The organism is Afifella sp. H1R, from assembly GCF_021462425.1.
GTDB lineage: Bacteria > Pseudomonadota > Alphaproteobacteria > Rhizobiales > Afifellaceae > Afifella > Afifella aestuarii.
In genome coordinates this window covers 1,013,163-1,039,546 of the sequence record NZ_JAKEDY010000002.1, presented here as the reverse complement: position 1 = coordinate 1,039,546, position 26,384 = coordinate 1,013,163, and the positions used below count along the sequence as shown (strand labels likewise).

The window sequence follows — 26,384 nt, the reverse complement described above, 5'->3', positions numbered from 1 at the left end:
GGCACCCGGCCGAACGGAGCCGGCACCCTGTCGGCAGCAAGACAAAAAGGGGGCGTGCGTTGAACACACAATCCGAAAACAGAAACACGGTGGGCCTTTGGCTCGCCCGGCTACTCGGCCTCGTTCTGGCTCTCATCGGGCTCGTTCTGGTCGGCGGCGGCGGCTGGCTCGCAAGCCTCGGCGGCTCGTTCTATTACGTTCTCGCCGGCCTCGGCCTCCTGGCGTCCGGCATCTTGATCATGGCGGGCCGCGCCAGCGGTGCCTGGCTCTACATCCTCGTGTTTTTCGCCACGCTTCTCTGGGCCTATTGGGAAGTCGGCCTCCACGGCTGGGCGCTCGTGCCCCGCGTCGTGGCGCCGACCGTGCTTCTCGTCCTCGTCATTGCCGCGATGCCGCCGCTCGCGCCGTGGGATTATTCCTGGCGCTCGGCCTTCGCCGGCATCGCCGCGGTCCTCGTCCTGATGGTGGGCGGCGGTGTCTATATCGCCACCGTCAACGCCCCGAAGGTCGAGGGCCCGCTGCCGGCGGCCGGGCATCTCGCCATGAGCGACCCTTCGCTCAAGGAGGTCGGCAGCGACTGGCCGGCCTATGGCGGCACCTATTCGGCGCGACGCTATTCCCCGCTTGCCGAAATCACCCGCGACAATGTCGGCAAACTGAAGCGCGCCTGGGTCTACCACACGGGCGATCTCCCCGACAGCGAGCTCGCCAAAGGCAAATACGGCGCCGAGACGACGCCGCTCAAGGTCGGCGACACGCTCTATCTCTGCTCGGCGATGAACATCATGATCGCCGTCGATCCGGAAACCGGCAAGGAGCGCTGGCGCTACGATCCGAAGGTGTCCGACGATTGGATCCCCTACACCGCGGCCTGCCGCGGCGTGACCTATTTCGAGGTGCCTGACGCCACGCCCGATCAGGTCTGCCCGACGCGCGTCATCGAAGGCACGCTCGACGGCCGCCTCGTCGCCGTCGATGCCGAGACCGGCGAGCCCTGCTCCGATTTCGGCGACAACGGCTCCGTCGATTTCAAGCGCGGCATGGGCGAGGTCGTCCCCGGCATGGTCTCCATGACCTCCGCCCCCACCATCGTGCGCGGGGTCATCGTCACCGGCCACCAGGTGCTCGACGGCCAGAAACGCTCCGCCCCCTCGGGCGTCATCCAGGGCTTCGATGCCGTCACCGGCGAGCAGCGCTGGGCCTGGGACATGACGCAGCCGGAGATCACCGGCCAGCCGCCGGAGGGCGAGACCTACACCCGCGGCACGCCGAATATGTGGACGACGGCGAGCGGCGACGAAGAGCTCGGCCTCGTCTATCTGCCGATGGGCAATTCCGCCGTCGATTACTGGTCGGGCGCCCGCTCCGATGCGGAGAACGAATATTCGACCTCCCTCGTCGCCATCGATGTCGAGACCGGCAAGCCGGCCTGGCATTTCCAGACCGTGCATAAGGATGTGTGGGATTACGATCTCGGCGCGCAGGCGACGCTCGTCGATTTCCCCGTCGGCGAGGGCACCGTGCCGGCGCTCATTCTCCCCTCCAAACAGGGCGACATGTACGTCCTCAACCGCGAGACAGGCGAGCCGATCACCGGCGTCGAAGAGCGCCCCGTGCCGACCGGCGGCGTCGAGCCGGACCAGCGCTCGCCGACCCAGCCCTTCTCGCTCTATCACACGCTCCGCAAGCCGGAGCTGACGGAAGCCTCCATGTGGGGCATGTCGCCGATCGACCAGATGGTGTGCCGGATCCAGTTCCGCCGCTCCTCCTATGAGGGCTTCTACACGGCGCCGACCTCCGACCAGCACTGGATCGAATATCCGGGCTACAATGGCGGCACCGATTGGGGCGGCATCGCCGTCGATCCCTCGCGTGGCGTCATCGTCGCCAATTACAACGACATGCCGAACTACAACCGCCTCGTGCCGCGTGCCGAGGCCGAGCGCAAAGGCTGGGCGCCCCGCGGCCAGCAGCGCGGCGCCATCGGCGGTGCGGAAGGCGCCGGCGATCCGCAGGCCGGCACGCCCTACGCCATCAACGTCAATGCCGGCTGGCGCCTGCCCTTCACCGGCCTCCTGTGCAAGGAGCCGCCCTATGGCGGCATCCGCGCCATCGACATGGAGACGGGCAAGACCCTCTGGGACCGCCCGTTCGGCGAAGCGCGCACCAACGGGCCTTTCGGCATCCCCTCCATGCTGCCGATCACCATCGGCACGCCCAACAATGGCGGCTCGGTGGTGACCGCCGGCGGCGTCATCTTCGTCGCCGCGGCGACCGACAATCTCATCCGCGCCATCGATATGGAGACGGGCGAGACCTTGTGGAGCGACGTGCTGCCGGCAGGCGGCCAGGCGACGCCGATGACCTATGAGGCGAACGGCCGGCAATATCTCGTCATCATGGCGGGCGGCCACCACTTCATGGAAACGCCGATCGGCGACGCCCTCGTCGCCTACGCCCTACCGCAGCAGCAATAGGCCTCAGCGCCTCCAAAAAGCACCGCCCGGGGCATGGCCCCGGGCGCATTCGTTTTCAGACATGCAGGCATGTTCGCACATGCCCTCCGCCGCAAGCGGGCCCTATCCCGGCATCTTCAGCGGCGGAAACCCCTCGTACCATTCCCCGTGACGGCCTTCGTGATTGTCCATGCCGGGCCGCGTCAGATAGCCTCTCGGCGGAATGTAGCTCGAGATCGTGCGCGCCGGCCGCTCAGACCAGGTCAGGTTGAAGGCCGCGAGTTTCGGAAAGAATTCCATCGCCGAATAGGGCAGATGGTCGTGCACCCACCACGCCATGGCGCGCCAGTCGGCCCCGTCGGCATAAAGGTCGGCAAACCACGGGATGACGATGCAGGCCGTCGCCCCCATCTCGCCTTGAGGCCCGCGCCGGTCCCAGATATGCCCGGCATAACTCGTCTCGTTGCGCGCGCAATTGAGCTTGTTCTCGTTGCCGAAGGCGTTGAGCTCCGGCGCCCGATAGGCCGAGCGGATGGCGATCCGCCCGAACGTCGCCTCGATCGGTTCGAGAAGCTCCTCGCAGAGCCGCCGCCCCGCCGCGATCATCAGATCGGGATCGTCGGGCACGTTCGGCAGGCCGTAGAAGCCGGAGATTTCCGAATAGAGAAAGTCGCGCAGGAAGAAATTCGCCGACAACCGCACCCGCCCGAGCTCTTCGAGCGCTTTCATGCTGGTGGGCTTCTTCCTCACCCCACCCTCACGGCCGGCGCCAACTGTGCGAAACGGCACGCAAAAGGTCTTGCGAAAGACCCGCGCCAGGAGGCGAAAAACGACGAAAACATGGGAAGAAAATTGGTGGAGCCGAGGGGAATCGAACCCCTGACCTCTGCAGTGCGATTGCAGCGCTCTCCCATCTGAGCTACGGCCCCGCCGCGAACCGAAAACGGTCGCAAGCGACGCGCATTTAGGGTGTGCCCCCGGAGGGTGTCAAGCGGACTTCCGCATGGCGGGCCGTTCGGTGCCCTAATCTTTGACCGCACGCCCCGCATCGTCTTCGAGAGCCGCATCGCCTTCCCGGGCCGCATCGTGTTCCAGGAACGTGATCCGGCCCTCCGGCCGAGGTGCCACCTCGCGCGCGGACCGCACGAAGGCCATGACGTCGTTGGCGATCAGCCGGCCGTCGCGCCCGTTGATCAGGGCGTGCCCCTTCGTCAGCGCCACATAGCCGTCGCCGCCGTCCGCCATGAAATCGTTGGTGGCGAGCGTATAGACCGCGCCCGGATCGAGCGGCTTGCCGTCGATCTCCACGGCCTCGACGCGTTCACCCGCGGGCTTTTTGAGATCGACCGTCACGCGCATGCCGGAAATCTGCGGGAAGCGGCCGCTCGCATTTTCCACATCGCCAAATCCGTGTTCGAGCGCCTCCCGGATCGCCGCGCCGGAGATCTCGAGCTTCACCGTGACATTGCCGAAAGGCAGCTCCGTCAGGATATCGCGCCGCGTGATCGTGGCACCCGGCTCATAGATCCGGTTGCCACGAATGCCGCCGCCATTGGTGATCGCGACATCGGCCGCGGTGCCGGCCCGCATCGCATCGGCGACGAGATTGCCGATCGCGGCCTCTCCGGTGCGCAAGGTGGCGCGGCGGCTGTCGAGCGTGGTCTTGGTGGTCCCGACCCCGACATCGAGCTCCTTGGAAAGATCGGCCTGAAACTCGTCGATCTTCGCCTGCACGGCGCTGTCGCCGATGACGCCCGCCGTATCGATCGGACGAAATTCCGGCCACCACGAAAGCCTGCGCGCGCCGCCTTTCTCCTCGATCCCCATGCGCACATCGACGGCGATGACGTACTCGCCCTGCTCCTTCGATTCCGCCATCGCGGTCTTGCCGTCGAAGAAGATCATCAGATCATGATCGTCGCCGGAGAGGATGAGATCGAAGGCGCGGCTTTGGATGAGCGCGCGGTCGACCTCGCGGCCGGCATGCGCGACGGCGACGAGGAAATCCGCCCCCTTGGCGCGCAAAGCCTCGGCAGCGTCTTCGCCGGTCGCAAGCGCCGGGGCGATTTTCAGCGTGCCGGGGCTCGACTTCTGATAGGAATCCTCCGCCGTGAGGCCGACGATGCCGATCTTCACGCCCTCCGCCTCGATCATGCGCGTATCGGCGATCGCGCCGATCCTCTTGCCGTCCTGATCGCGGAGATTGGCGGCGAGCACGGGAAACTCCGCCTCGCCCATGCGCCGCGCAAAGACCGCAGGTCCGAAATCGTATTCGTGGTTTCCCGGCACGAAGACGTCCGGCTTGATGATGTTGAGGAGCGTGATGATATGCGCCCCCTCGTCGAAGCCCGCCATCAGCGAGGGCGAAATCGCATCGCCTGCATGCGCGAAGATGACGTGATCGCGTTCGGCACGTTCGCGCGCCACCACGGCGCCGATGCGGGCATAGCCGCCGCGCACATCATCGGAACCGGCCATCTGGTCGGCATCGTTGACGAGAAGAAAGGTGACGGAGACGTCCTCGGCCGCCGCAAAAGAGGGCGCGAGCGAGACCGCAATGACGAACGCGGCAAACCACCGCAGCGTTGAAGCCATGGCTTCATTCCTCTGTTCGGACAATCACTTTACAGAGTTTCCAGGATTATGCGTGCTTCGACCCAATGCTCCATTGGCTCCGCTTGTGCTACGACCTATCTTGCACAACTCGGTGACGCCATGCGCAGACAGGTGGAAGGTGCGCCGTAGAGTCTTATCTTGGCCCTGATGCCAGAACGAGGGAAGCCGTAGTGCTGGACCGGCCCATTTTTTCCAGTTTTTCCGATTCCAGACGCAATGACATGAAGGACATGGTCCTTCCGTCGGATCATCCGCCCGTGCGGGCCGGGCGCATTGGTGTCCTGCTCGTCAATCTCGGCACGCCCGACGGCACGGATTACTGGCCGATGCGCCGTTATCTGAAGGAATTCCTGTCCGATCGCCGCGTCATCGAAACGCCGCGTCTTTTGTGGTGGCCGATCCTCAACGGTATGGTTCTGTCGACCCGCCCGCAAAAGAGCGGCGAGGCCTATGCCACGATCTGGAACAAGGAGCGCAATGAATCGCCGCTGCGCACCTTCACCCGCAGCCAGGGCGAAAAACTCGCCGCCGATTTCGCCGCCGAAGAGCGCATCGAGGTCGATTGGGCGATGCGCTACGGCAATCCGACGATCGCCGAAAAGCTGAACGCGCTGCAGGAAAAGGGCTGCGAGAAGGTTCTGATCGTTCCTCTCTACCCGCAATACAGCGCCACGACGACGGCGACGGTGAACGACAAGACCTTCGATGCCTTGAAGGAGATGCGCTGGCAGCCGGCGATCCGCACGGCGCCGCCCTGGCATGACGAGCCCGCTTATATCGACGCCCTCGCCCAGTCGGTCGAAGAGCACATCGCCGGGCTCGACTTCACGCCGGAGGTCGTCATCGCCTCCTATCACGGCCTGCCGAAATCCTATTTCGAGAAGGGCGATCCCTATCACTGCCATTGCCACAAGACGACGCGGCTCCTGGCGGACCGTCTCGGCTGGCCGAAAGACCGGCTTCTGACCACCTTCCAGTCGCGCTTCGGCCCGGAGGAATGGCTGCAGCCCTACACCGACGAGACGACGGCCAGGCTTGCGAGCGAAGGCGTGAAATCGCTCGCCATCATGAATCCGGGCTTCGTCTCCGACTGCCTGGAGACGCTCGAAGAGATCGCCATCGGCGTCGGCGAGACGTTCGAGGAGCATGGCGGCGAAAACTTCAGCCACATCCCCTGCCTCAACGATTCCAAGCACGGCATGCACGTCATCAAGACCGTCGTGATGCGCGAACTGCAGGGCTGGCTTTAGAAAATCCCGCGCCGCTCGGGCGACCAGAGAGTGGGCAGCACGATCACGTCACGCGTTCGGGGACGCGCGAACAAGCGGCGTTTCCGCAAGCGCGCGGCCAGTCCGACGCAGCGCCCATCGCGGCTTCAGAACAGCCGCACGTCGAGCACGAACGGCTCAAAGCCGATCACCCTGATCTCCGCGGCCTCGGGATGCCGATGGTTGACGAGAATGTTCACGTCCGGCGAGCCCTCGATCGGCACGATCGCTGAGGGCACTTTCAGGAGCGGGGCCGAGGCGGAATTGTGCCAGGCATTGCCGCGTTGCTGCGTAAAGCTCTCCTGCCGGCGCCAGTCGGGCGGCATCTCGGGGAGCTCCACCGTCTCCACCGCCATGTCATCGGGCGCCTCGTAGCGAACCATCACCAGGTTCGGCAGGAGCGCCGGATCTTCGATATGGACGAGCTTTTCCAGGACGCAGAGCGACGGAGACGTGGCGCAATAGGTCACCGCGTGTCCGACCGTGTTCCAGCGGCCGTCGAAGAAGAGACCGTATCCGCCGTCGAAGGTTTCTGCGTACCGCTCGCCCGACAGGCGCCACAGCAGCATTACGCGGCCGCACCCCATGCGATCTTGCCAAGGATCGTTTCGATCACCCGCGCGCCGGCCTCCGTCTGCGCGACGACGAGCGGCATGTCGCCATGGAGCTCGGCCAGGGGACGCCGGAGCCAGAGATTGGCCTTTTCCTTGTCCCCAAACGTGTCTTCGGCGACGGTCTGAATACGGAGAAGCCGCACGGCGCGGTCGGATTCCTCCACGGTCAAAGGCTGCCGCTTCTCGCTGCGATGGCGTCTCGTGCGCTGCGGAAGAACGAATCGCTCGATTTCCTGCTCGCTCAGGCCCGCCTCTGCCAGGCCCTTCAAGGCCGCCAGGGGGAGCCGGTTTCGCACCGCCACCGCCAATTCCGCTTGCGTGCGCACGGCACTGCCGAGAACGGACGAGCCGCCAAGCTTGCGCGCGACTTCCTCCACGACGATCGACATGCGGCACCTCTTTCAGCAAGCGGCAATGTGCCGTATATATGCCGGCATATTGCCGAACTCAAGCCCGCGATCGGCTGAACCACCGCGCCCCGGCCGCAACCTCCGAGACGATCGCAGCCATCGTCCTGCCCACCCCCATCGAAGAGCGCACCGGAAGAGCGCGACCTTGCCTGTTCGGCCGCATCTCGGCGATGTGATCATCCCCGACGTGTTCGATTAACGGAAATCTGCTACCGCCCTTGGCCGGCAAGATTGCCCACAAAGATTGGCGCTGCAGGCACGCGATTCCCATGTAGAGGAAGACGGCCTCGCGGCAGGCCCAAGGAGAAGTAACACCCATGCTCGGTGGATTTGATATCGTCGTCATCGGCCTTGTCGTCTTGATCGCGCTCGTTCTCTTCGCGAGCGTCAAGACGGTCCCGCAGGGCCACAATTACACGATCGAGCGCTTCGGCCGTTACACCCGGACGCTGTCGCCCGGCCTCAACATCATCGTGCCCTTCATCGACCGCGTCGGCGCCAAGATGAACATGATGGAGACGGTGCTCGACGTGCCGAGCCAGGAGGTCATCACCCGCGACAACGCCACGGTGACGGTCAACGGCATCACCTTCTTCCAGGTCATGGATGCGCCGCGCGCCGCCTATGAGGTGAACTTCCTGGAAAACGCCATCGTCAATCTGACGATGACCAACATCCGCTCCGTCATGGGTTCGATGGATCTCGATCAGCTCCTCTCCAACCGCGACGAGATCAACGAAAAGCTTCTGAAGGTGGTCGATGCGGCCGCCGGCCCCTGGGGCGTGAAAATCACCCGCATCGAGATCAAGGACATCGATCCGCCGCGCAATCTCATCGATTCCATGAACCGTCAGATGATGGCGGAGCGCGAAAAGCGCGCCTCGATCCTGACGGCACAGGGGCTGCGCGAGGCCGCCATTCTGAAGGCGGAGGGCGAAAAGCAGTCGCTCATTCTCCAGGCCGAGGGCCGGCGCGAAGCCGCCTTCCGCGATTCCGAAGCGCGCGAGCGCGAGGCGGAGGCCGAGGCGAAGGCGACCGCCTATGTTTCGGAAGCCATCTCCAAGGGCGACGTGCAGGCGATCAACTATTTCGTCGCCCAGGAATATGTCGGCGCGCTGAAGGCATTCGCCACCTCGCCCAACCAGAAGACGTTCCTGATGCCGGTCGAGGCCTCTTCCGTCATCGGGGCGCTCGGCGGCATCACCGAAATCGCCCGCGAAGCCTTTGCCGACAAGGACGAGCGTCCGGTGCGGGCGGGCCGCAGCGGCGCCAGCACCAGCAGCAGCGGCAGCGTGCCCTTCACCGGCCAGCGGCCGGAGCCGTCCGGTGACATCTCATGATCCAAGCCGCGATTGAAAGCCTCGGCGGCTGGACCTGGTGGATCCTCGGGCTCGTGCTTCTCGGTGTGGAGGTTCTCGCCCCCGGCTTCTTCTTCCTGTGGTTCGGCGTCGCCGCGCTCATCATCGGGGTGAGCGCCGTCACCGTCTCCTGGCCGTGGCAGATGCAGATCCTGGGCTTTGCCGTTCTGTCGGTGGTCGCCGCGCTCGCCGGCCGCCGCTTCTTCGGCTATCGCGACGCGCCGTCGAGCGATCCGCATCTCAACCTGCGCACCGCCCGTCTCCACGGCCGCACCTTCACGCTCACCGAGCCGATCGCGGAAGGCTCCGGCCGCATCCGCATCGACGACAGCGTCTGGCGGGTGAGCGGCCCCGACACCCCGGCAGGCGCGCGCATCCGCATCGTCGGCGCCGACGGCGCGCTTCTGCTGGTCGAACCCGAAGCCCCGCTCAACCACGACTAGCCCCCGGCGCGACCTCCGGCTGGCCTCCCGGCTGACCCGCGGCTGGCCCGCGCAAACCTTGCGTTAACTATAAGCGTTTACCGCTTGGCAGGCATGTCTCGCGCGTCGCGGGACGGGAAAGCCTATGCGCGTGCGCCTGCCGGCCATCATTGCTTCCGCCGCACGGATCGGCGTCCTGGTTCCCGCACTTCTCATCGTGCAGGCGAACTCCGCGCGCGCCCAGGAAACCTCAGCCCCCACCGACTTCACCTTGCGCGGCAGCGATGCGGCCGACGAGGACACGCTGTTTCAGGATAGCGGCGAAGCAAATAACGGCGACACGGACGACGCGACCGGACGGAGAGCGAGAGCCGCACCCCCGCCGCCGCCCGGCCAGCCCTATCCCACGCCCGACGCGCCCATCGGCCCGCCCCCATTCGGGCCGAGGCCGGACGAACCGATAGGCCCTCCGCTGGCCGGGCCCCCGTCCCCGCCTCAGCCGGAACCGCGCCAGCGCCGCGCCACGCCAAAACCGCAGCTCGACGGCCGCCGTCTCATCCGCCGCGTCGTGGAGGAGGAAGAGGCGGAAGATCCCTATGCGCAGGTCGGCGTGCGCCTCGGCACCTTCGTCCTGCGCCCGACGCTCGATCTGGGCGCCATCGCCTCCGACAATCCGGACGGCGACGAACAGCAATCCTGGGAGGCGGGCGGCCTCGTCGCCCCCACCCTCAATCTGCAATCCGACTGGGACCGTCACGCCGTCGAACTCGATCTCCGCGGCACGGCGAGCTTCTACGACGACCATGCCAACGACGACCGCGAGGCGGAGGCGAAATTCACCGGCCGCTACGACATCAGCTCCGACACGGAAGTGAACGTCGAGGCGGGCTACCTCTACACGCTGGAATCCTTCACCGATCCCGACACGCCGTCAGCCGCCGTCGAACGTCCGGCCGAACAGAATTACAACGCCGCTCTCGGCGTCACCCAGCGCTTCAACCGTCTCGGCATGTCGTTGCGCGGCTCCTTCGAGCGCGAAACCTACGAAGACGTCACCACGGCCTCCGGCGCCACGATCAGCCAGGAAGACCGCAACAACAACGATTATGCGCTGACCGGGCGCGCGAGCTATCTCATCTCGCCGGCGCTCGAGCCCTTCGTGGAGGCGCGTCTCGGCACCACCCGCTACGACGAGAGCACGGATGCCGCCGGCTATCGCCGCGACAGCCGCTGGGGCGAACTGACCGGCGGCGTCATCGTCAATCTGTCGCCGAAACTCGCCGGCGAGATCGGCGTCGGCTATCGCCACGAAAACTACGACGACCCGCGTTTTGAGGATCTTAACGCGCCGCTCGCGACGGCCGCACTCTTATGGTCGCCCCGCCGCCTCACCAATGTCCGCCTCGACATCGCCACGACGACGGAGGGAACGACGATCGAGGGCGCGTCTGGCTCCGTCATCCATTCCGCCGATCTGACGCTCGAACGGCGCATGCGCCACAATCTCTTCGCGGAGGCTGGCCTCGGCCTCGATTACCGCGATTACCACGGTGTCGACCTCACGGAGACGACCTGGACCGCATTCGGCGGCCTCGTCTACGACCTCAACCGCTACGCCGCCCTCGTCGGCCGCTACACCTACGAGCGCAAGATCCTCGATCCCGGCGACACGGTCGAAACCAACACCGTCTCCGTCCGCCTCCGTCTGAAGCGCTAGGGTCCAAGGCGCCCCAGAATCTCGCACCCGACTCCGGGGCCAGAATTTAGGGCCAGAATTGAGCGTCAGACTCTAAGGATTGACGGAAGAAGCCCATGACACGGCCTCTTCCCCTCCCCCTTGCGGGGAGGGGCCAGGGGAGGGGTGTCTTCGATGGCCGGGCGGGCAGCGGCTCTGACCTTGAAACGCACCACCCCTTCATGCCCGGCATCCGCGCCTATCCCGCCCCACGACCTAGCAAAACCCGACCCATCGGATTTTCCGATCATATCGCCGCGAATTTCGAACTTTTTATTCGGATTTCACGGACCTACCTCCCTCCCGTAACAGCAACGGGATTTCAGCTATGAGCGAAGACTACTCCTCCACCAGACCCGAGGAACTGAAGCCGTTCCTCGGCCGCCATTTCATCTACACCTATGACAATGGCTGGCAGTACGAGATGTACATCAAGAACGCCGACACCATCGACTACCGCATCCACAGCGGCATGGTCGGCGGTCGCTGGGTGCGCGATCAGAAGGTGCATCTGGCGCGTCTCTCCGACGACGTGATCAAGGTGTCCTGGGACGAGCCGACCGGCACCTCCGTCAGCGTGTCGGTGAACTTTGCCGAGCGCCAGCTCCATGGCGTCATCTTCTTCCCCCAATGGATCGCCCAGGATCCGAAGAAGACGGTGTGCTTCCAGAACGAGCATCTCGACGAGATGCGCGCCTTCCGCGACGCCGGCCCGACCTATCCGAAGCTCGTCATCGACGAATTCGCCAAAGTGACGTTCCTGGAGACCTGCGCGGTCGACGACGAAACCGTCGTCGCGGTGGCGCCTGAGGAATTGCCCGAAGGCTATGCCAGCCGGACCTGATCCGGCCCGTCGAGCAACAGGCGGCCCAGTGCCCGGGCCGCCTTGCCGGCCCGCGTCTCGTCGGCCCAGCTCAGCGCGAGCGGGATGACCCTCCGGCTGCCGCTGACGAGATCGAGCTCCACCAGGCGTCGCGCCGCCAGATGCGCGACAACGAGATGTTCGGGCAGCCAGCCCCAGCACAAACCGCTGAGAACTGCCTCCACACCGGCTTCCAGGCTGTTCACGTCCCAGGTGCGGCCATCGGAGGGCGACAGCCCCTCGCTCGCCATGACCGCACCGTCACCGCTGATGGCCACACGCAGATGGCGCGCCAGCGTCGCCGGCGTGATCGCACCGCCCGCCCTTTGCACCAGCGGATGCCCGGGATCGGCCACGGCCAGCATCGGGATGTCGATGAGCGGATGCTGATCGGCTCGTCCCGGCTGCCAGAGCGAGATGGCGAGATCGAAATCGTCGGAGGCCCGATCCGGCTCGGGCACGCGCACACTCTCGCGCAGCGCCACCTCCACATGCGGATGGTGCTCGGCAAACACCTGCAGCGCGCCGAACAACCTCTGACGGGGAAAGATGCTGTCCACGCGAAGCCGCACTTGGCTCTCCTCGCTGCCGAGCGACCGGGCGCGATCCTCCAGCCGGGTGAGATCGTCGATCAGCGGATTGGCCTCCGCCAACAGGCTTCGCCCGGCCGGTGTCAGCCGGGCCTTGCGGCCTTCGATCTCAAAGAGCGCGACGCCGAGGCGCTCCTGCAGGCGGCTGACGGCATAGCTGACCGAGGACTGGCTGCGGTTGAGCCGTTCCGCGGCCTGGGCGAAGCCGCCGCTCTCGACGACGGCCTGCAGGACGGCCCATTGCTCCATCGTGGTTCTGGGAATCCGCATCGCGCCCGTCCGGTCCCCGCCCCTCGTTTGTCCCCCGGCTTGAAGCACCCGTCCTCTCCCAGGGCGAGAGGTCCCTCGCGCTGATGAAGCGTGGCGCGACGGGCGCGAGGTCGGATCGGAGACGCGATCGCCTCCGACCTTTCCGCATCCCTTGGACGGCCCCCCTTATACGTCGGCGCCATAGGACGGCGCCGCCTTGATCGGCGAAACTAGCCGACGAGGCCCTTCAGCCAATCCTTGCCGAGCTTCTTCAGCTCCGCCTTGAAATCGTCCGCGATGTCCTCGCGGTCGAGCGCATAGGCGACATTGGCGGCAAGGAAGCCGGATTTCGCGCCGCAATCGAAGGTCACGCCGCGGAAGCGCACGCCGGTGAAACGCTGCTTCTCGGACAAGGCTTTCATGCCGTCGGTCAACTGGATCTCGCCGCCGGCGCCGGGCTTCGTCGTCTCCAGAAGCTTGAAGATCTCCGGCTGCAGGATGTAGCGGCCGGAAATGTAGAAGGTCGAAGGCGCCTCTTCCTTCTTCGGCTTCTCCACCATGCCGGTGATTTCGACGCCGACATCGTCGTCCTCGCCGAGCGCCACGATGCCGTATTTGTGCACCTGTTCCGGCACCGTCTCTTCGAGCGCGATGACGTTGCCGCCGTGTTTCTCGTAGGCCGTCATCATCTGTGCCAGACAGCCGGGCTCGGAGCGCATCAGCATGTCGGGCAGAAGCACGGCAAACGGCTCGTCGCCGACGATCTCGCGCGCGCACCAGATCGCATGGCCGAGGCCGAGCGGGGCCTGCTGGCGGGTAAAGCTCGTCCCGCCCGCCGGCGGCAGTTCGGCCTTCAACACGTCGAGCTCGGCGGTCTTGCCGCGCGCCTTCAGCGTGTCTTCGAGCTCCGGCTGAATGTCGAAATGGTCTTCGATGACGCCCTTGCCTCGCCCGGTGACGAAGACGAAATGCTCGATGCCGGCGGCCTTCGCCTCGTCGACCACATATTGCAGCACCGGCCGGTCGACGATCGTCAGCATCTCCTTCGGCACGGCTTTGGTAGCGGGAAGAAATCGTGTGCCGAGGCCTGCGACAGGCAGGACGGCTTTTCTGATCCGGTTAACCACGGGAACCTCTTGAGGTACGGACAAGCGCGACACCCGTTTAGAGTAAGCGTCCCGCACGAGTCCAGGCGGGTCGGGGCGGCGCGCGTTGGCTCAAAACCTAGGCGACGCCCGCAAAAAGTGAAGGCCAGAAGAAAGGGGACGGGCGCGCATGAGCGTTCTGGTAACGGGGGGCGCCGGTTATCTGGGCAGCCAGCTCGTGCTCGCGCTTCGCGACGAGGGCGAGAATGTCGTCGTCCTCGACAACCTGTCCACAGGCTATGAATGGGCCGTACCCCGAGGCGCCGAACTCGTCATCGGCGATGTCGGCGACCGGCTTCTCCTCAACCACCTCATGCGCACCCGCCGCGTCGATGCCGTCCTGCATCTCGCCGGCGCCCTCGTCGTCGTCGATTCCGTCGCCGACCCGCTCGGCTATTATCTGAACCACTCGATCAAGACGCGCGAATTGATCGCCGCCGCGGTCGCGAACGGCGTCGAGCACATCGTCCTGTCCTCCTCGACCGCCGTCTACGGCCACCCGGCCGACAATCCGGTCCCGGAGACCGCGCCGCTCGAGCCGCTGACGCCCTATGCGGTCTTCAAGGCCTCGGCGGAGCGCATGCTCGCTGAGGCCGGCGCCTCCTACGGCCTCAAGAGCGTCAGCCTGCGCACCGGCCACATCGCCGGCGCCGATCCGTCGGGCCGCGTCGGCCATGCGATCGTCGGCGCCACCGATCTCGTCAAGATCGTGCTCGAAGCGGCCCTCGGCCGGCGCGAATACGTGCCCGTCTTCGGCACCGATTACGACACGCCCGACGGCACCGGCATTCGCGATTACGTGCATGTCGCCGACGCCGCCGATGCGCATCTCGCCGCCCTCGCTCATCTCCGGGCCGGCGGCGACAGCCTCACCGTCAATTGCGGCTACGGCCAGGGCCACAGCGTGCTCGAAGTGATCGACGCGGTGCAGAGGATCGCCGGCAAAGTGCTCGATGTGCGCGCCCGCGCCCGCCGGGCCGACGATATCGTCAGCCTCGTCGCCGATCCGCGCCGCATCCTGAAGACGCTCGCCTGGCAGCCGCGCTTCTCCAATCTCGAAACGATCCTGGAACACGCGCTCGCCTGGGAGGCCCGCGCCGCCATGCGCGCCGCCTGAGGCGGGATCGCCGCCTTTCTTACGGCCGGGTGTCATGGCGGTTTCTCGCCCCGGCGTGGCACGGCGGCTTTTGCCGCGCCGGAAGCCACGCTAACATGGGCTCTCAAACGAGCGGCTTGAACGCCGCGCCGGTTCGCGTCATGTGCTGCGGCACGATGAACCCTCGGCGCGGAGCCGGAAGGCGCCGCCACCGTCGATCCCGGTGATCGACCGGACGAACCGGCCAGGCGCGGGAGCGTGAGATGCGCAGTTTCTTTGCAGGCTTCATGGTGGCGCTCGCCGCTCTCGCCTTTCTCGGCGCGGAGACGGAATTCGTCGCCTCGCGCGCCGCAGCGGCGGAGGCGATCGTCGTCGCCCAGAACGACCGCCAGCCGTCCCTCTTCCGCTTCCTGTTCGGCCCGCGGCGCAACGCCCAGCCGCAGCGCCAGGAGCCGCAGACGCGCCAGCGCGCCCCGCAGCGCTCCGCCCCGAGCCGGTCCACGCGCCGCAGCACGCCGCGGGCGCCCGTGGAGCCGCAGGTCGACATCGTGGAGAAGGCGGAAGACGCAAAGCGCGTCCTCGTCGTCGGCGATTTCTTCGCCCGCAGCATCGCCAAGGGTCTCGACGAAGCCTTCGCCGAAAACCCGAAAGTCATGATCATCCAGGCCGCCAACGGCTCCTCGGGCCTGGTGCGCGACGATTTCTACGACTGGCCGGCGCGGCTTCCCGAGCTCATCGCGGAGCACAAGCCGGATGCCGTCGTCGTCATGCTCGGCGGCAACGACCGCCAGGAGATCGGCAAGCTCGCGGTGCGCGGCGACGAATGGAACGAGGCCTATGGCGACCGCGTCGCAAAACTCGCCAATGTCATCGCCGAAAGCGGCGAGCCCGGCATCTGGGTCGGCCTCGTGCCGGTCGCCTCCTCCGTCATGTCGCGCGATTACAGCGCCTTCAATTCCATCTACCGCGAGACGCTGGAAGATTCGCCGGTCAAATTCGTCGATGTGTGGAACGGCTTTGCCGACGACGAAGGCAAATACGTCGCCTCCGGCCCGGACATGAACGGCCAGAACCGGCAGCTGCGCGTCGGCGACGGGCTCAATTTCACCCGCGCCGGCCAGCGCAAGCTCGCCTTCTTCATCGAGCGCGATTTGCAGGAAATCCTGAAGACCGGCTCGCCGTTCCTGGCCGCCCTCGAAGAGGGCGAGGCCCCGGCCGAGAAGGAAGCCCGGCCTGCGATCAGCGCCATGATCCCGATCGACAAATTGATCTTGGGCAACGCCGGCGGCCTGTCCACCTACACCCCCCGGATCCGTGCCGAAGCGCCGACAGGCGCCGACAAGGAAGAGCCGACAGGCGCCGACGAGAAAGCGTCTGCACCCGAGGCCGAAACGGCGGCGGACAAATCCGTGCCGCCCTCCTCGCCCGCCGAGGCCGCGCCGCAAAAGGTCGAAGACGGGAACGCCGAGCCCGAGGCGGAAGCCCTGCTCGCCAAAATGATCGCCGGCACGCCGCCGCCCGCCGGCCGCATCGACGATTACCGCTGGCCGCCGGAGCGTCGCACGCCGCCGGTCAAAGCCGCCGAAAAGCCGGCCGAAAGCGATGAAGGCGCCGCAGCCAAAACCTCATCTGACGCGACAGTCGAGACTCCGGACCCGGCCGAACGCGCAGCGGCAGCCGAATAGACCTCACGCGTCGAAACGCGCCGAGGCCCCGGCCCTCGCTATATCTGAACTCACATCGCCGCTTAGATCTGCCGTCACAGCGGCAGCGAGGTCTCGCCCATCAGAAACTGGTCGATCGAGCGCGCCGCCTGCCGGCCTTCGCGGATCGCCCACACCACCAGCGACTGGCCGCGCCGCACATCGCCGGCCGCGAACACCTTGTCGACGGAGGTGCGATAGCTCTTCTCGTCGGCGAGAATGTTGGTGCGCCGGTCCTGCTTCAGCGCGCCGCCGAATTCCTTGACGAAGGTGTCTTCCAGCGGTCCGGAAAAGCCGATGGCGATGAAGGCGAGATCGGCCTTCAGGATGAATTCCGTGCCTTCGAGCGGCTGACGCTTTTCATCGACGCGGGCGCATTTCACGCCGGTCAGAACGCCGTTCTTGCCGACGAATTCGAGCGTCGCCGCCTGGAATTCGCGCTCCGCCCCCTCCGCCTGGCTGGAGGAGGTGCGAAGCTTCGTCGGCCAGTACGGCCACACCAGCGCCTTGTTCTCCTTCTCCGGCGGGCAGGCGCGGATATCGAGCTGCGTCACGGAGATCGCGCCCTGGCGGAACGCCGTGCCGACGCAGTCCGAGGCCGTATCGCCGCCGCCGACCACCACGACATGCCGGCGTCCGGCCCAGATGTCGTCGGGATGATCGATCTCCGGCACCGGCTCGCCGTTCACGCGCCGGTTCGACTGGATGAGATAGGGCATGGCGTAATGCACGCCGGTCAGATCCATGCCGCCGATGCCCGGATCGCGCGGCCGCTCGGCCCCGGTCGCGATCAACACCGCATCGTGCTCGTCGACGAGCTCCTTCATCGGCTTCGTCACGCCGATATTGACGCCGTAATGGAAGATGACGCCCTCGCCTTCCATCTGCGTCACGCGCCGGTCGATATGGTATTTTTCCATCTTGAAGTCGGGGATGCCGTAGCGGCAGAGCCCGCCGGCCTTCGGCTCGCGCTCATAGACATGCACGTCGTGGCCGACGCGCGCGAGCTGCTGGGCCGCCGCCATGCCGGCCGGGCCCGAACCGATGATGGCGATGCGCTTGCCGGTCTTTCGCTCCGCCGGCTGCGGACGGATCCAGCCTTCCTGAAACGCCTTGTCGGAGATCGCCTGCTCCACCGTCTTGATGGTGACCGGCACGTCTTCGATGTTGAGCGTGCACGCCTCTTCGCAGGGCGCGGGACAGATGCGGCCCGTCCATTCGGGGAAATTGTTGGTGGAATGGAGGTTGCGCGCGGCCTCCTCCCAATCGCCCTGCCAGACGAGATCGTTCCAGTCGGGGATCTGGTTGTGCACCGGGCATCCCGTCGGCCCGTGGCAATAGGGAATGCCGCAATCCATGCAGCGCGAGGCCTGCCGGCGCACCTCCGGCTCCGGCAAGGGCAGGACGAATTCCTTGAAATGCCGGATGCGGTCGGACGCCGGCTGGTAGCGCTGTTCCTGCCGATCGATCTCCAGAAAGCCCGTGACTTTAGCCATAACTACGCTTCACCCGTCATTCCCGCTGCCGCCCCGCACTCGTCGTGCCGAAAGCCCGCCGCCGGAGATCCCGATCCGGTCAGGCTTCATGCCGCAGCCTTTTTTGGATTTCCAGTTCCGCCTGGCAGGCAAATGCCCGCAGATCGGCCCCATGCCCCTACTCGCGCCGCCCTTGCTCGCGTGTCTCTCGTTGCGCGTTCCGCACCTGTCGTGATGGGCCGGCCTGGCGCCGGCCCCGACCTTTGCCTCACTCCGCCGCGATGCGTCGCCCGCCGCCCATGCGGCGTTCTTCCATCTCGACGAGGGCACGACGATACTCGACCGGCATCACCTTCACGAATTTCGGCCGGAAGTCCGCCCAGTTCTCCAGGATGTGCTTGGCACGCTTGGAGCCCGTGTAATGGTGATGGTTGGTGATGAGCGTCAAAAGCCGCTCCTCGTCATGCGTGTTCATGTTGGAGGAGACGTTGACGCGGCCGTGCCATTCCATGTCACCGCCATGGTGGTGCAGCTCTTCCAGAAGCGCCTCTTCCTCCGGCACCGGTTCGAGCTCGACCATGGCGAGGTTGCAGCGCCGTTCGAACGAGCCATCCTCGTCGAGCACATAGGCGATGCCGCCCGACATGCCGGCCGCAAAGTTGCGGCCCGTCTCGCCGATGACGACGACGATGCCGCCCGTCATGTACTCGCAGCCATGGTCGCCGCAGCCTTCCACGACCGCGATCGCCCCGGAATTCCTGACGGCGAAGCGCTCGCCGGCGACGCCGGAGAAATAGCACTCGCCCTCGATGGCACCGTAAAGCAGCGTGTTGCCGACGATGATCGCCTGCTCGGCCGGAAGCTGGAAGCCCTCCGCCGGCCGCACCACAATGCGCCCGCCGCACAGCCCCTTGCCGACGTAATCGTTGGCGTCGCCTTCGAGGTCGAAGGTCACGCCGCGGGCCAAAAACGCCCCGAAGGACTGGCCGGCCGTTCCCTTCATCTTCACCACGATCGTGTCGTCGGGCAGGCCCTCATGGCCGTAGCGCTTGGCGATCTCGCCCGACAGCATGGCGCCGACGGAACGGTCGAGATTGGCGACCTTCACATCGATCTGCACCGCTTCGCCGCGTTCGAGTGCGGGCGCTGCTTCCTTGATCAGCTTGCGGTCGAGCACCGTCTCGATCGGATGCTCCTGGCGCCGCGTCCAGCGAACCTCCTCGTCAGGCGCCTCCTGGCGATGGAAAAGCTTGGAGAAATCGAGCCCCTTCGCCTTCCAGTGCTTGATGAGCGGCATCGTGTCGAGCCGGTCGGAGCGTCCGACGAGCTCTTCGAGCTTGCGCACGCCCATCGCCGCCATGATCTCGCGCACCTCTTCGGCCACGAAGAAGAAGTAGTTGATCACATGCTCCGGCGCACCGCGGAAGCGCTTGCGCAACACCGGATCCTGGGTGGCGACGCCGACCGGGCAGGTGTTGAGATGGCATTTGCGCATCATGATGCAGCCGGCCGCGATCAGTGGCGCGGTCGAGAAGCCGAATTCGTCGGCGCCCAACAGCGCCCCCACGATCACGTCGCGTCCGGTCCTCAGCCCGCCGTCGACCTGCAGCGCCACGCGCGAACGCAAGCCCTCATGCACCAGCGTCTGGTGGGTCTCGGCAAGGCCGATCTCCCAGGGCAGACCCGCATGCTTGATGGAGGTGAGCGGCGAGGCGCCCGTGCCGCCGTCATAGCCGGAAATGGTGATGTGGTCGGCGCGCGCCTTGGCGACGCCGGCCGCAACCGTGCCGACGCCCACTTCTGCCACGAGCTTCACCGACACGTCGGCCGCCGGATTGACGTTCTTCAGGTCGAAGATGAGCTGCGCCAGATCCTCGATCGAATAGATGTCGTGATGCGGCGGCGGCGAAATGAGGCCGACGCCCGGCGTCGAATGGCGGACTTTCGCGATCACCGCATCGACCTTGTGGCCGGGCAGCTGGCCGCCCTCGCCGGGCTTTGCACCCTGCGCCACCTTGATCTGCATCATGTCGGAATTGACGAGATATTCCGTCGTCACGCCGAAGCGGCCGGAGGCGACCTGCTTGATCGCGGAACGCTCCGAATCCCCGTTCGGCTTCGGCACGAAGCGCTCCGGCTCCTCGCCGCCCTCGCCGGTGTTCGACTTGCCGCCGATCCGGTTCATGGCGACCGCGAGCGTCGTATGCGCCTCGCGCGAAATCGAGCCGAAGCTCATCGCGCCGGTCGCGAAACGCTTCACGATCTCCGCCGCCGGCTCCACCTCTTCCAGAGGCACCGGCTCGACGTCCATGGCCTCCGCCTCACGGATGCGGAAGAGCGAGCGGATCGTCAGCCGCTTCGCCGCCTCGCCGTTCACCATCTCGGAGAAGGTGCGGAAGCGGTCGAAACCTTCGCCGCGCACCGCATGCTGCAGATGCGCCACGGCATCCGGCGTCCACACATGGTCTTCGCCGCGCATGCGGAAGCCGTATTCGCCGCCGACTTCGAGCGTGCGCCTCAGAACCGGGTCGTCGCCGAAGGCAAGGCGGTGACGCCGTGCCGTCTCCTCGGCGATCTCTGCGAGGCCGACGCCTTCGATCATCGTCGCCGTGCCGAAGAAGAAGCGGTCGACGAAGGCCGAAGACAGGCCGACAGCGTCGAAGATCTGCGCACCGCAATAGGATTGGTAGGTGGAGATGCCCATCTTGGACATCACCTTCAAAATCCCCTTGCCGACGGATTTGATGAAGCGTTCCACCACTTCGCGCGCATCGACGACGTCCGGGAAGTCGCCGCGCTCATGCATCTGCGCCAAAGTCTCGAAGGCGAGATAGGGGTTGATCGCCTCGGCGCCGTAGCCGGCGAGCACCGCGAAATGATGCACTTCGCGCGCCTCGCCCGTCTCCACCACAAGGCCGACCGAGGTGCGGAGCCCCTTGCGGATCAGGTGATGGTGCACGGCCGCCGTCGCCAGAAGCGCCGGCATGGCGATGCGCTGCGGGCCGACCAGGCGGTCCGACAGGATGATGATGTTGTAGCCGTCGAGCACCGCCCGCTCGGCGCGCTGGCACAGCCGGTCGAGGGCGTCTTCCATGCCGTCGGCGCCGAGGCTCGCATTGTAGGTGATGTCGAGCGTCTTCGTCTGGAAATGGTTGTCGGCGATGTCACCGATGCCGCGGATCTTTTCGAGATCGGCATTGGTGAGGATCGGCTGACGCACTTCGAGCCGCTTCCTCTCCGACAGGCCTTCGAGATCGAAGAGGTTCGGCCGCGGCCCGATGAAGGAGACGAGGCTCATGACGATTTCCTCGCGGATCGGATCGATCGGCGGGTTCGTCACCTGGGCGAAGTTCTGCTTGAAATAGGTGTAGAGCAGCTTCGGCTTGTCGGAGAGCACGGAGACCGGCGTATCCGATCCCATCGATCCGATCGCCTCCTGCCCGGTCACCGCCATCGGCGCCATCAGGATCTTCAGGTCTTCCTGCGTATAGCCGAACGCCTGCTGGCGATCGAGCAGCGAGGCAGCCGTCGTCGGCGCGCGCGAGGCGACCTCCGGCATGTCTTCCAGAACGATCTGCGTGCGGGCGAGCCACTGGCGATAGGGATTGCCTTCCGAAAGCCGCGCCTTCAGTTCGCCGTCGTCGATGATGCGGCCTTCCTGAAGATCGATGAGCAGCATCCGACCCGGCTGCAGCCGCCATTTGCGCACGATCGAGCTTTCGTCGACCGGCAGGACGCCGGCTTCGGACGCCATGATGACGAAGCCGTCGTCGGTCACGACATAGCGCGCCGGCCGAAGCCCGTTGCGGTCGAGCGTGGCACCGATCTGGCGTCCGTCGGTGAAGGCGATCGCCGCCGGCCCGTCCCACGGCTCCATCAGCGCCGCATGGTACTGGTAGAAAGCCCGCCGCTTCTCGTCCATCAGCGGATTGCCGGCCCAGGCCTCCGGCACCAGCATCATCGCCGCATGGGCGAGTTCGTAGCCGCCGATGGTCAGGAATTCGAGCGCATTGTCGAAGCACGCCGTGTCCGACTGCCCCTCATAGGAGATCGGCCACAATTTATCGATGTCGTCGCCGAGAAGCGGCGAGGAGATCGACGCCTGGCGGGCCGCCATCCAGTTGACGTTGCCTCTGAGCGTGTTGATCTCGCCGTTATGGGCGACCATCCGGTAGGGATGGGCGAGCTTCCAGGACGGAAAGGTGTTCGTCGAGAAGCGCTGATGCACGAGGGCGAGCGCCGAGGCGAAGCGCGGATCCGACAGGTCCTTGTAATATTCGCCGAGCTGATGGGCGAGGAACATGCCCTTGTAGACCGCGGTGCGGCTCGACATCGAGACGATGTAGAAGCCTTTGTCGCGTCCGTCGCTCTCGTGGAAGATGCGGTTGGAGATGACCTTGCGCAGAATGTAGAGGCGACGCTCGAAATCGTCGCCCTCGAGCCCGTCCGCCGCGCCGATGAACACCTGCCGGTGCACCGGTTCCGCCGCGCGGATCTTCTGCGCCTTCGACAGGCAGGAATTGTCGACCGGCACGTCGCGCCAGCCGAGAACCGTCTGGCCTTCCTCGGCCACCACCTGCTCCACGACGCCTTCCAGATGCCGGCGCAGCTCCGCGTCCTGCGGCATGAAGATGACGCCGACGGCATAGCGGCCGAGCGGCGGCAGCGAAAAGCCATGGGCCTCCGCTTCGCCGCGGAAGAACGCGTCCGGCAGCTGGACCAGCATGCCCGCGCCGTCGCCGACCTCGGGGTCGGCGCCGACAGCGCCGCGATGCGTCAGATTGTCGAGAATCTTGAGCCCGTGCTCGACGATCGTGTGCGAAGGCCGCGCCTTCAGATCGGCGATGAAGCCGACGCCGCAGGCATCGCGCTCGCCGCGCGGATCGAGAAGACCTTGGCCGGCAGCCGGCGTTTTTCGCGTTCCGCGCACGCGCTCCGCGCGCTCAAACGCCTGCGCCGCTGCGCGCATCCGCTCGCTCTTGAGGTGAGGTTCCATCGTCACGGCCTGCCTCCGCCATCTCGCCCCGCTGCGAAACCGTTCGTCTCGGGGCACCTCTTCCGTTCGGGTCGCACGCCTCGTTCAGGACATGCGGCTCGAGCAATCGGCTTAACGCCTAAGCTCATACTTAACTGGTTGGGCACATTCGGGTTGAGCGGAATGCCCTTCGCTCGGCCCTTGCATGCCCCGTCTTCGTCGTCGGCGATCTCGGGACCGGCGCCCTCCACCAACTAGGACAGAAGACCTGTCCTATTCATTCACCATCTCAAATTTTGCAAGAGACGACAAGTCGACTCTCCGCACCGTTCGAAGGCCGAACGGGGTTGTTGCGTCGTCGCCGGTGCCGCAGGGTGAAATCCGTGGCAAGCTTCGCCGTCGCGGAGAGAAGCTTCACGGCCGCGGCTGGGCAGCTTTCGCCAACCGTCTATGCCAGAATTTCCCGCCTCGTCAAAGGAGAGATGGGACTTCGCCAAAATTCCCCGATCCTGAATGACTTCTCCTGCCGCCTTCCTCGCGGGCTCGTCTGTCAAAGCCCGAAGCGGAGACTTGACCGGCCGCGCGGGAGCCTGCGGGTGCGGCCGGGCTTTCGCACATCACCTTGAGGAAGGCGCCGGCAACGCCGCCCGAAGCAACAGAGAAACAGCCGAGAGACAGCCGAGAAACATCGAGAAAAACCGCCCGCGATCGACAGAACTCTCCAAGGCCCCGTTTCCTGCCGCGTAAACCTCGAAACGGCGGCCCCGGGAGCCCCCTTCCCGGCGTCGCAGGCCGCCGCGCCCTCTTGCGCAAGACGCGCGCCGGCCCTAAGCCGCCAATATGCAGTTTGCCAGCGACAATTGGTCCGGCGCGGCGCCGGAAATCGTGGAAGCGATCGCCCACCAGGCGGCCGGCCATGCCGATGCCTATGGCGTGAGCGCCCTCGACCGCGCCGTCGAAGACCGCTTCAACGCGCTTTTCGAGCGGGAAGTGGCCGTTTTCTTCGTCGGCACCGGCACCTCGTCGAACGCCCTCGCGCTCGCCGCGGTCAACAAGCCCGGCGGCGCCGTCTTCTGCCACCGCGAAAGCCATATCGTCGTCGACGAATGCGGCGCGGTGGAATTCCAGACGGGCGGCGCCCGCCTGATGCAGCTCGACGGCCCGCTCGGCAAGATCGATCCGGGCGAGTTCAAGGATGCCGTGTCGCGCTTTTCACCGGATTTCGTGCATGCCGGCCAGCCGATGGCGCTGTCGCTGACGCAGGCGAGCGAGGTCGGCACCATCTATACGCGCCAGGAGGTCGAGGCGCTGACGGCCATCGCCCATGACCGCAGCATCCCGGTTCACATGGACGGCGCGCGTTTTGCCAATGCGCTCGTCCAACTCGGTGAGAACCCGGCCGACATCACCTGGCGCCAGGGCGTCGACATTCTTTCCTTCGGCGGCACCAAGAACGGCTGCGTCTCCGCCGAGGCCCTCGTCTTCTTCGATCCGAAGATGGCGGCCGAGCTTCCCTATCTCAGAAAGCGCGCCGGCCATCTCTTCTCCAAGACCCGCTTCATCGCCGCCCAGTTCCAGGCCTATCTCGCCGACGATCTGTGGCTGCGGCTGGCCACCCACGCCAATGCCATGGCCGAGCGCCTGCGCGCCGGCATCGAAAGCTCCGACGAGGCCCGCCTCGCCTGGCCGAGCGAGACCAATGAGAGCTTCGCCTTTCTGGGACGCGAGCGGGCGAACTTCCTGCGCAAGGCCGGCGCCGTCTTCCTGGAATGGCCGCGCCCGCATGGCCTGAAGATCGAGGCAGGCGAAGACGAAATCCTCGTGCGCCTCATCACCAATTTCCAGACCCGCGAAGACGAGGTCGACCGTTTCGTCGAACTCCTCCGCGCCGATCTGAGGGCCTAGGCGCAGATCCGCCGCGCGCGGCTCGCGCGATCGGACCACAAAAAGTCAGACCATAAAAAAGGCGCCCCTCGCGGGGCGCCTTCGACCGATGACTGGAGGTCGGGTCGGGGGGGTCAGGCGGCCTTGCTGGTCGCGATCGACGCGTCGATCTGCTTTTCGGATTTGTCCGAACCGCTGATCGCGATCTTGCGCGGCTTCATGGCCTCCGGGATCTCGCGCACGAGATCGATGTGGAGAAGGCCGTTCTCCAGCGTGGCGCCGGTCACTTCGACATGGTCGGCGAGCTGGAAGCGGCGCTCGAAGGAACGTGCCGCGATCCCGCGATAGAGAATTTCGCGTTCGCGCTCGTTTTCGTCTTCGTTGCGCTGCGCCTTGATCGTGAGAATGTTCTCTTTCGATTCGATGTCGATATCGCGCTCGCCGAAGCCGGCCACGGCCATCGTGATGCGGTAGGCGGTCTCGCCGGTCCGCTCGATGTTGTAGGGCGGGTAGCTCTGGCCGCCGTTTTCCGAGCCTGCCATGGAATCGAGCATGTTGAACAACCGGTCGAAGCCGACGGTCGAACGGTAAAGCGGGCTCAAATCATACTGACGCATCTGAAGTCCTCCATTGAAGCGACATTCTGGGAAGGAAAAGACGACTCTTTCAAAAGCCGATCCGCCCTTTCCGCGGGACCCTTTCGGCGTCCCGATCGAGAAATGGGAACTCCCAAAATCCCTTTCAAGCCTTTTCGTGCAGCTCCCGAAAATCGCGGTTTCCCGGGCTTTCGCCGCTGAACGCCAGATGAACGGCCGGTTCTGAACGAGTTCAGTGAGCTCCGCCTAGTCTCCAAACATCGATGGAGGGCAGCCCCTCCGCATCACTGAGGAGACGAAGCCATGAAACTCAACATTCTCGCCGCCGCCGGTCTTGCGACGCTCTCGTTCCTGCCGCTCGCAGCCGGCGCCAGTGCCGCGCCGATCGCCGCCGCCGGTCAGGCCGGCATCACGGCAGAACGCAGCGATGCCGTCACCAAGGTCGATTATCGCGGCCGCGGCTGGCGCCATGACAACCGCCGCCACTGGAACCAGAAGCTCAGCACGCACCGCATCTCGCGCAAGCTGCGCCGCCAGGGCTTCACCCCGGTCCGCTATTTCGACACCCGCGGTCGCGTCTATTCGCTCGCCGCCCGCGGCCGGCGCGGCGCCCCGGTCATGCTCCGGGTCAACGCCTATAACGGCCAGGTCATCAGCGTGAGCCGCATCGGCCCCAAGCACCGCGGTCCCGATCGTGGTCACCACGGCGGCTGGCGTCACCGCTAAGCCCATGACGGCTCCGGCACCCTCGGCGGAGCCTCAGAGATCGGGCGCTGCATCTGCCCCCTCCAGCGTCCGGTGACGGAGCCGGCGGCCTTCGGGTCGTCGGCTCCCCTTTTTGGGGCGCGCGCATGGGGCACCATCCCATCAGACGCCATTCCATCGGACGCCATCGCGCCGGGGGCCGCGCCGGGCGCCCCATCGGGAACC

19 protein-coding genes and 1 tRNA gene are annotated in these 26,384 nt (G+C 65.9%); 10 read left to right on the top strand and 10 right to left on the bottom strand.

Annotated features, from left to right (window positions below):
• The first annotated feature begins 59 nt into the window (after positions 1–59).
• Entirely contained in the window at positions 60–2,477 is a 2,418-nt protein-coding gene (locus L0F51_RS16390) for a membrane-bound PQQ-dependent dehydrogenase, glucose/quinate/shikimate family (protein WP_234630220.1), read from the top strand.
• A gap of 102 nt (positions 2,478–2,579) precedes the next feature.
• Here L0F51_RS16390 and L0F51_RS16385 read toward each other — a convergent pair whose 3' ends face one another.
• From L0F51_RS16385 to L0F51_RS16375, 3 genes are all read right to left on the bottom strand, one after another.
• A complete protein-coding gene (locus L0F51_RS16385; RefSeq protein ID WP_234630219.1) occupies positions 2,580–3,185 on the bottom strand; it encodes a hypothetical protein in 606 nt (201 codons plus the stop codon).
• 124 nt (positions 3,186–3,309) lie between these two features.
• Positions 3,310–3,385, bottom strand: a tRNA-Ala gene (locus L0F51_RS16380).
• A gap of 94 nt (positions 3,386–3,479) precedes the next feature.
• A complete protein-coding gene (locus L0F51_RS16375) occupies positions 3,480–5,051 on the bottom strand; it encodes a bifunctional UDP-sugar hydrolase/5'-nucleotidase (protein WP_234630218.1) in 1,572 nt (523 codons plus the stop codon).
• 242 nt (positions 5,052–5,293) lie between these two features.
• Here L0F51_RS16375 and hemH point away from each other — a divergent pair, with 242 nt between their 5' ends.
• Positions 5,294–6,322: a ferrochelatase gene (hemH, locus tag L0F51_RS16370; RefSeq protein WP_234630217.1), complete on the top strand. Its 1,029-nt coding sequence runs from the start codon at positions 5,294–5,296 to the stop codon at positions 6,320–6,322.
• 125 nt (positions 6,323–6,447) lie between these two features.
• Here the strand turns inward: hemH and L0F51_RS16365 are convergent, their stop codons facing one another.
• Together L0F51_RS16365 and L0F51_RS16360 are read right to left on the bottom strand one after the other, a co-directional pair.
• Positions 6,448–6,909: an RES family NAD+ phosphorylase gene (locus L0F51_RS16365; protein ID WP_234630216.1), complete on the bottom strand. Its 462-nt coding sequence runs from the start codon at positions 6,907–6,909 to the stop codon at positions 6,448–6,450.
• The gene (locus L0F51_RS16360) at positions 6,909–7,343 is read right to left on the bottom strand and encodes an antitoxin Xre/MbcA/ParS toxin-binding domain-containing protein (protein WP_234630215.1); all 435 of its coding nucleotides are present in this window, start codon (positions 7,341–7,343) and stop codon (positions 6,909–6,911) included. The genes L0F51_RS16365 and L0F51_RS16360 overlap by 1 nt, the downstream gene beginning before the upstream one ends.
• A gap of 338 nt (positions 7,344–7,681) precedes the next feature.
• Between L0F51_RS16360 and L0F51_RS16355 the strand changes: the two genes are divergently transcribed.
• The 4 genes from L0F51_RS16355 to L0F51_RS16340 all read left to right on the top strand — a co-directional run bounded on the left by L0F51_RS16355 (position 7,682) and on the right by L0F51_RS16340 (position 11,723).
• Positions 7,682–8,704, top strand: a complete 1,023-nt coding sequence (locus tag L0F51_RS16355; RefSeq protein ID WP_234630214.1) for an SPFH domain-containing protein — start codon at positions 7,682–7,684, stop codon at positions 8,702–8,704.
• Positions 8,701–9,165, top strand: coding sequence for an NfeD family protein (locus tag L0F51_RS16350; protein WP_234630213.1), 465 nt, complete (start codon positions 8,701–8,703; stop codon positions 9,163–9,165). The genes L0F51_RS16355 and L0F51_RS16350 overlap by 4 nt, the downstream gene beginning before the upstream one ends.
• Positions 9,166–9,289: 124 nt before the next feature.
• A complete protein-coding gene (locus tag L0F51_RS16345; RefSeq protein WP_234630212.1) occupies positions 9,290–10,861 on the top strand; it encodes an outer membrane beta-barrel protein in 1,572 nt (523 codons plus the stop codon).
• Positions 10,862–11,207: 346 nt separating this feature from the next.
• The gene (locus tag L0F51_RS16340) at positions 11,208–11,723 is read left to right on the top strand and encodes a phenolic acid decarboxylase (RefSeq protein ID WP_234630211.1); all 516 of its coding nucleotides are present in this window, start codon (positions 11,208–11,210) and stop codon (positions 11,721–11,723) included.
• Here the strand turns inward: L0F51_RS16340 and L0F51_RS16335 are convergent.
• Entirely contained in the window at positions 11,705–12,601 is an 897-nt protein-coding gene (locus tag L0F51_RS16335; protein ID WP_234630210.1) for a LysR family transcriptional regulator, read from the bottom strand. The two genes, L0F51_RS16340 and L0F51_RS16335, sit on opposite strands and share 19 nt — an antisense overlap.
• A gap of 209 nt (positions 12,602–12,810) precedes the next feature.
• Positions 12,811–13,707, bottom strand: a complete 897-nt coding sequence (gene galU, locus L0F51_RS16330; RefSeq protein WP_128290626.1) for a UTP--glucose-1-phosphate uridylyltransferase GalU — start codon at positions 13,705–13,707, stop codon at positions 12,811–12,813.
• A gap of 148 nt (positions 13,708–13,855) precedes the next feature.
• Here galU and galE point away from each other — a divergent pair, with 148 nt between their 5' ends.
• The gene (gene galE, locus L0F51_RS16325) at positions 13,856–14,842 is read left to right on the top strand and encodes a UDP-glucose 4-epimerase GalE (RefSeq protein ID WP_234630209.1); all 987 of its coding nucleotides are present in this window, start codon (positions 13,856–13,858) and stop codon (positions 14,840–14,842) included.
• 242 nt (positions 14,843–15,084) lie between these two features.
• Positions 15,085–16,506: an SGNH family hydrolase gene (locus L0F51_RS16320; RefSeq protein ID WP_234630208.1), complete on the top strand. Its 1,422-nt coding sequence runs from the start codon at positions 15,085–15,087 to the stop codon at positions 16,504–16,506.
• A 74-nt stretch (positions 16,507–16,580) separates the two neighbouring features.
• Here L0F51_RS16320 and L0F51_RS16315 read toward each other — a convergent pair whose 3' ends face one another.
• A complete protein-coding gene (locus L0F51_RS16315; RefSeq protein WP_234630207.1) occupies positions 16,581–18,020 on the bottom strand; it encodes a glutamate synthase subunit beta in 1,440 nt (479 codons plus the stop codon).
• A gap of 247 nt (positions 18,021–18,267) precedes the next feature.
• Positions 18,268–22,995, bottom strand: coding sequence for a glutamate synthase large subunit (gene gltB, locus L0F51_RS16310; protein WP_234630389.1), 4,728 nt, complete (start codon positions 22,993–22,995; stop codon positions 18,268–18,270).
• 819 nt (positions 22,996–23,814) lie between these two features.
• Here gltB and L0F51_RS16305 point away from each other — a divergent pair.
• Complete coding sequence (locus L0F51_RS16305; protein ID WP_234630206.1) at positions 23,815–24,879, top strand: low specificity L-threonine aldolase; 1,065 nt, start codon at positions 23,815–23,817, stop codon at positions 24,877–24,879.
• Between the two features lie 113 nt (positions 24,880–24,992).
• Here L0F51_RS16305 and L0F51_RS16300 read toward each other — a convergent pair whose 3' ends face one another.
• Positions 24,993–25,475: an Hsp20 family protein gene (locus L0F51_RS16300; protein ID WP_234630205.1), complete on the bottom strand. Its 483-nt coding sequence runs from the start codon at positions 25,473–25,475 to the stop codon at positions 24,993–24,995.
• A gap of 282 nt (positions 25,476–25,757) precedes the next feature.
• On the opposite strand from L0F51_RS16300, the gene L0F51_RS16295 reads away from it, so the two are divergent.
• The gene (locus L0F51_RS16295; protein WP_234630204.1) at positions 25,758–26,180 is read left to right on the top strand and encodes a hypothetical protein; all 423 of its coding nucleotides are present in this window, start codon (positions 25,758–25,760) and stop codon (positions 26,178–26,180) included.
• Positions 26,181–26,384 lie beyond the last annotated feature (204 nt).

Coding starts and splice junctions, on each gene's coding strand:
- L0F51_RS16385 (WP_234630219.1), bottom strand. CDS start 3,185: ATGAAAGCGCTCGAAGAGCTCGGGCGGGTGCGGTTGTCGGCGAATTTC.
- L0F51_RS16375 (WP_234630218.1), bottom strand. CDS start 5,051: ATGGCTTCAACGCTGCGGTGGTTTGCCGCGTTCGTCATTGCGGTCTCG.
- hemH (WP_234630217.1), top strand. CDS start 5,294: ATGAAGGACATGGTCCTTCCGTCGGATCATCCGCCCGTGCGGGCCGGG.
- L0F51_RS16365 (WP_234630216.1), bottom strand. CDS start 6,909: ATGCTGCTGTGGCGCCTGTCGGGCGAGCGGTACGCAGAAACCTTCGAC.
- L0F51_RS16360 (WP_234630215.1), bottom strand. CDS start 7,343: ATGTCGATCGTCGTGGAGGAAGTCGCGCGCAAGCTTGGCGGCTCGTCC.
- L0F51_RS16355 (WP_234630214.1), top strand. CDS start 7,682: ATGCTCGGTGGATTTGATATCGTCGTCATCGGCCTTGTCGTCTTGATC.
- L0F51_RS16350 (WP_234630213.1), top strand. CDS start 8,701: ATGATCCAAGCCGCGATTGAAAGCCTCGGCGGCTGGACCTGGTGGATC.
- L0F51_RS16345 (WP_234630212.1), top strand. CDS start 9,290: ATGCGCGTGCGCCTGCCGGCCATCATTGCTTCCGCCGCACGGATCGGC.
- L0F51_RS16340 (WP_234630211.1), top strand. CDS start 11,208: ATGAGCGAAGACTACTCCTCCACCAGACCCGAGGAACTGAAGCCGTTC.
- L0F51_RS16335 (WP_234630210.1), bottom strand. CDS start 12,601: ATGCGGATTCCCAGAACCACGATGGAGCAATGGGCCGTCCTGCAGGCC.
- galE (WP_234630209.1), top strand. CDS start 13,856: ATGAGCGTTCTGGTAACGGGGGGCGCCGGTTATCTGGGCAGCCAGCTC.
- L0F51_RS16320 (WP_234630208.1), top strand. CDS start 15,085: ATGCGCAGTTTCTTTGCAGGCTTCATGGTGGCGCTCGCCGCTCTCGCC.
- L0F51_RS16315 (WP_234630207.1), bottom strand. CDS start 18,020: ATGGCTAAAGTCACGGGCTTTCTGGAGATCGATCGGCAGGAACAGCGC.
- gltB (WP_234630389.1), bottom strand. CDS start 22,995: ATGGAACCTCACCTCAAGAGCGAGCGGATGCGCGCAGCGGCGCAGGCG.
- L0F51_RS16305 (WP_234630206.1), top strand. CDS start 23,815: ATGCAGTTTGCCAGCGACAATTGGTCCGGCGCGGCGCCGGAAATCGTG.
- L0F51_RS16300 (WP_234630205.1), bottom strand. CDS start 25,475: ATGCGTCAGTATGATTTGAGCCCGCTTTACCGTTCGACCGTCGGCTTC.
- L0F51_RS16295 (WP_234630204.1), top strand. CDS start 25,758: ATGAAACTCAACATTCTCGCCGCCGCCGGTCTTGCGACGCTCTCGTTC.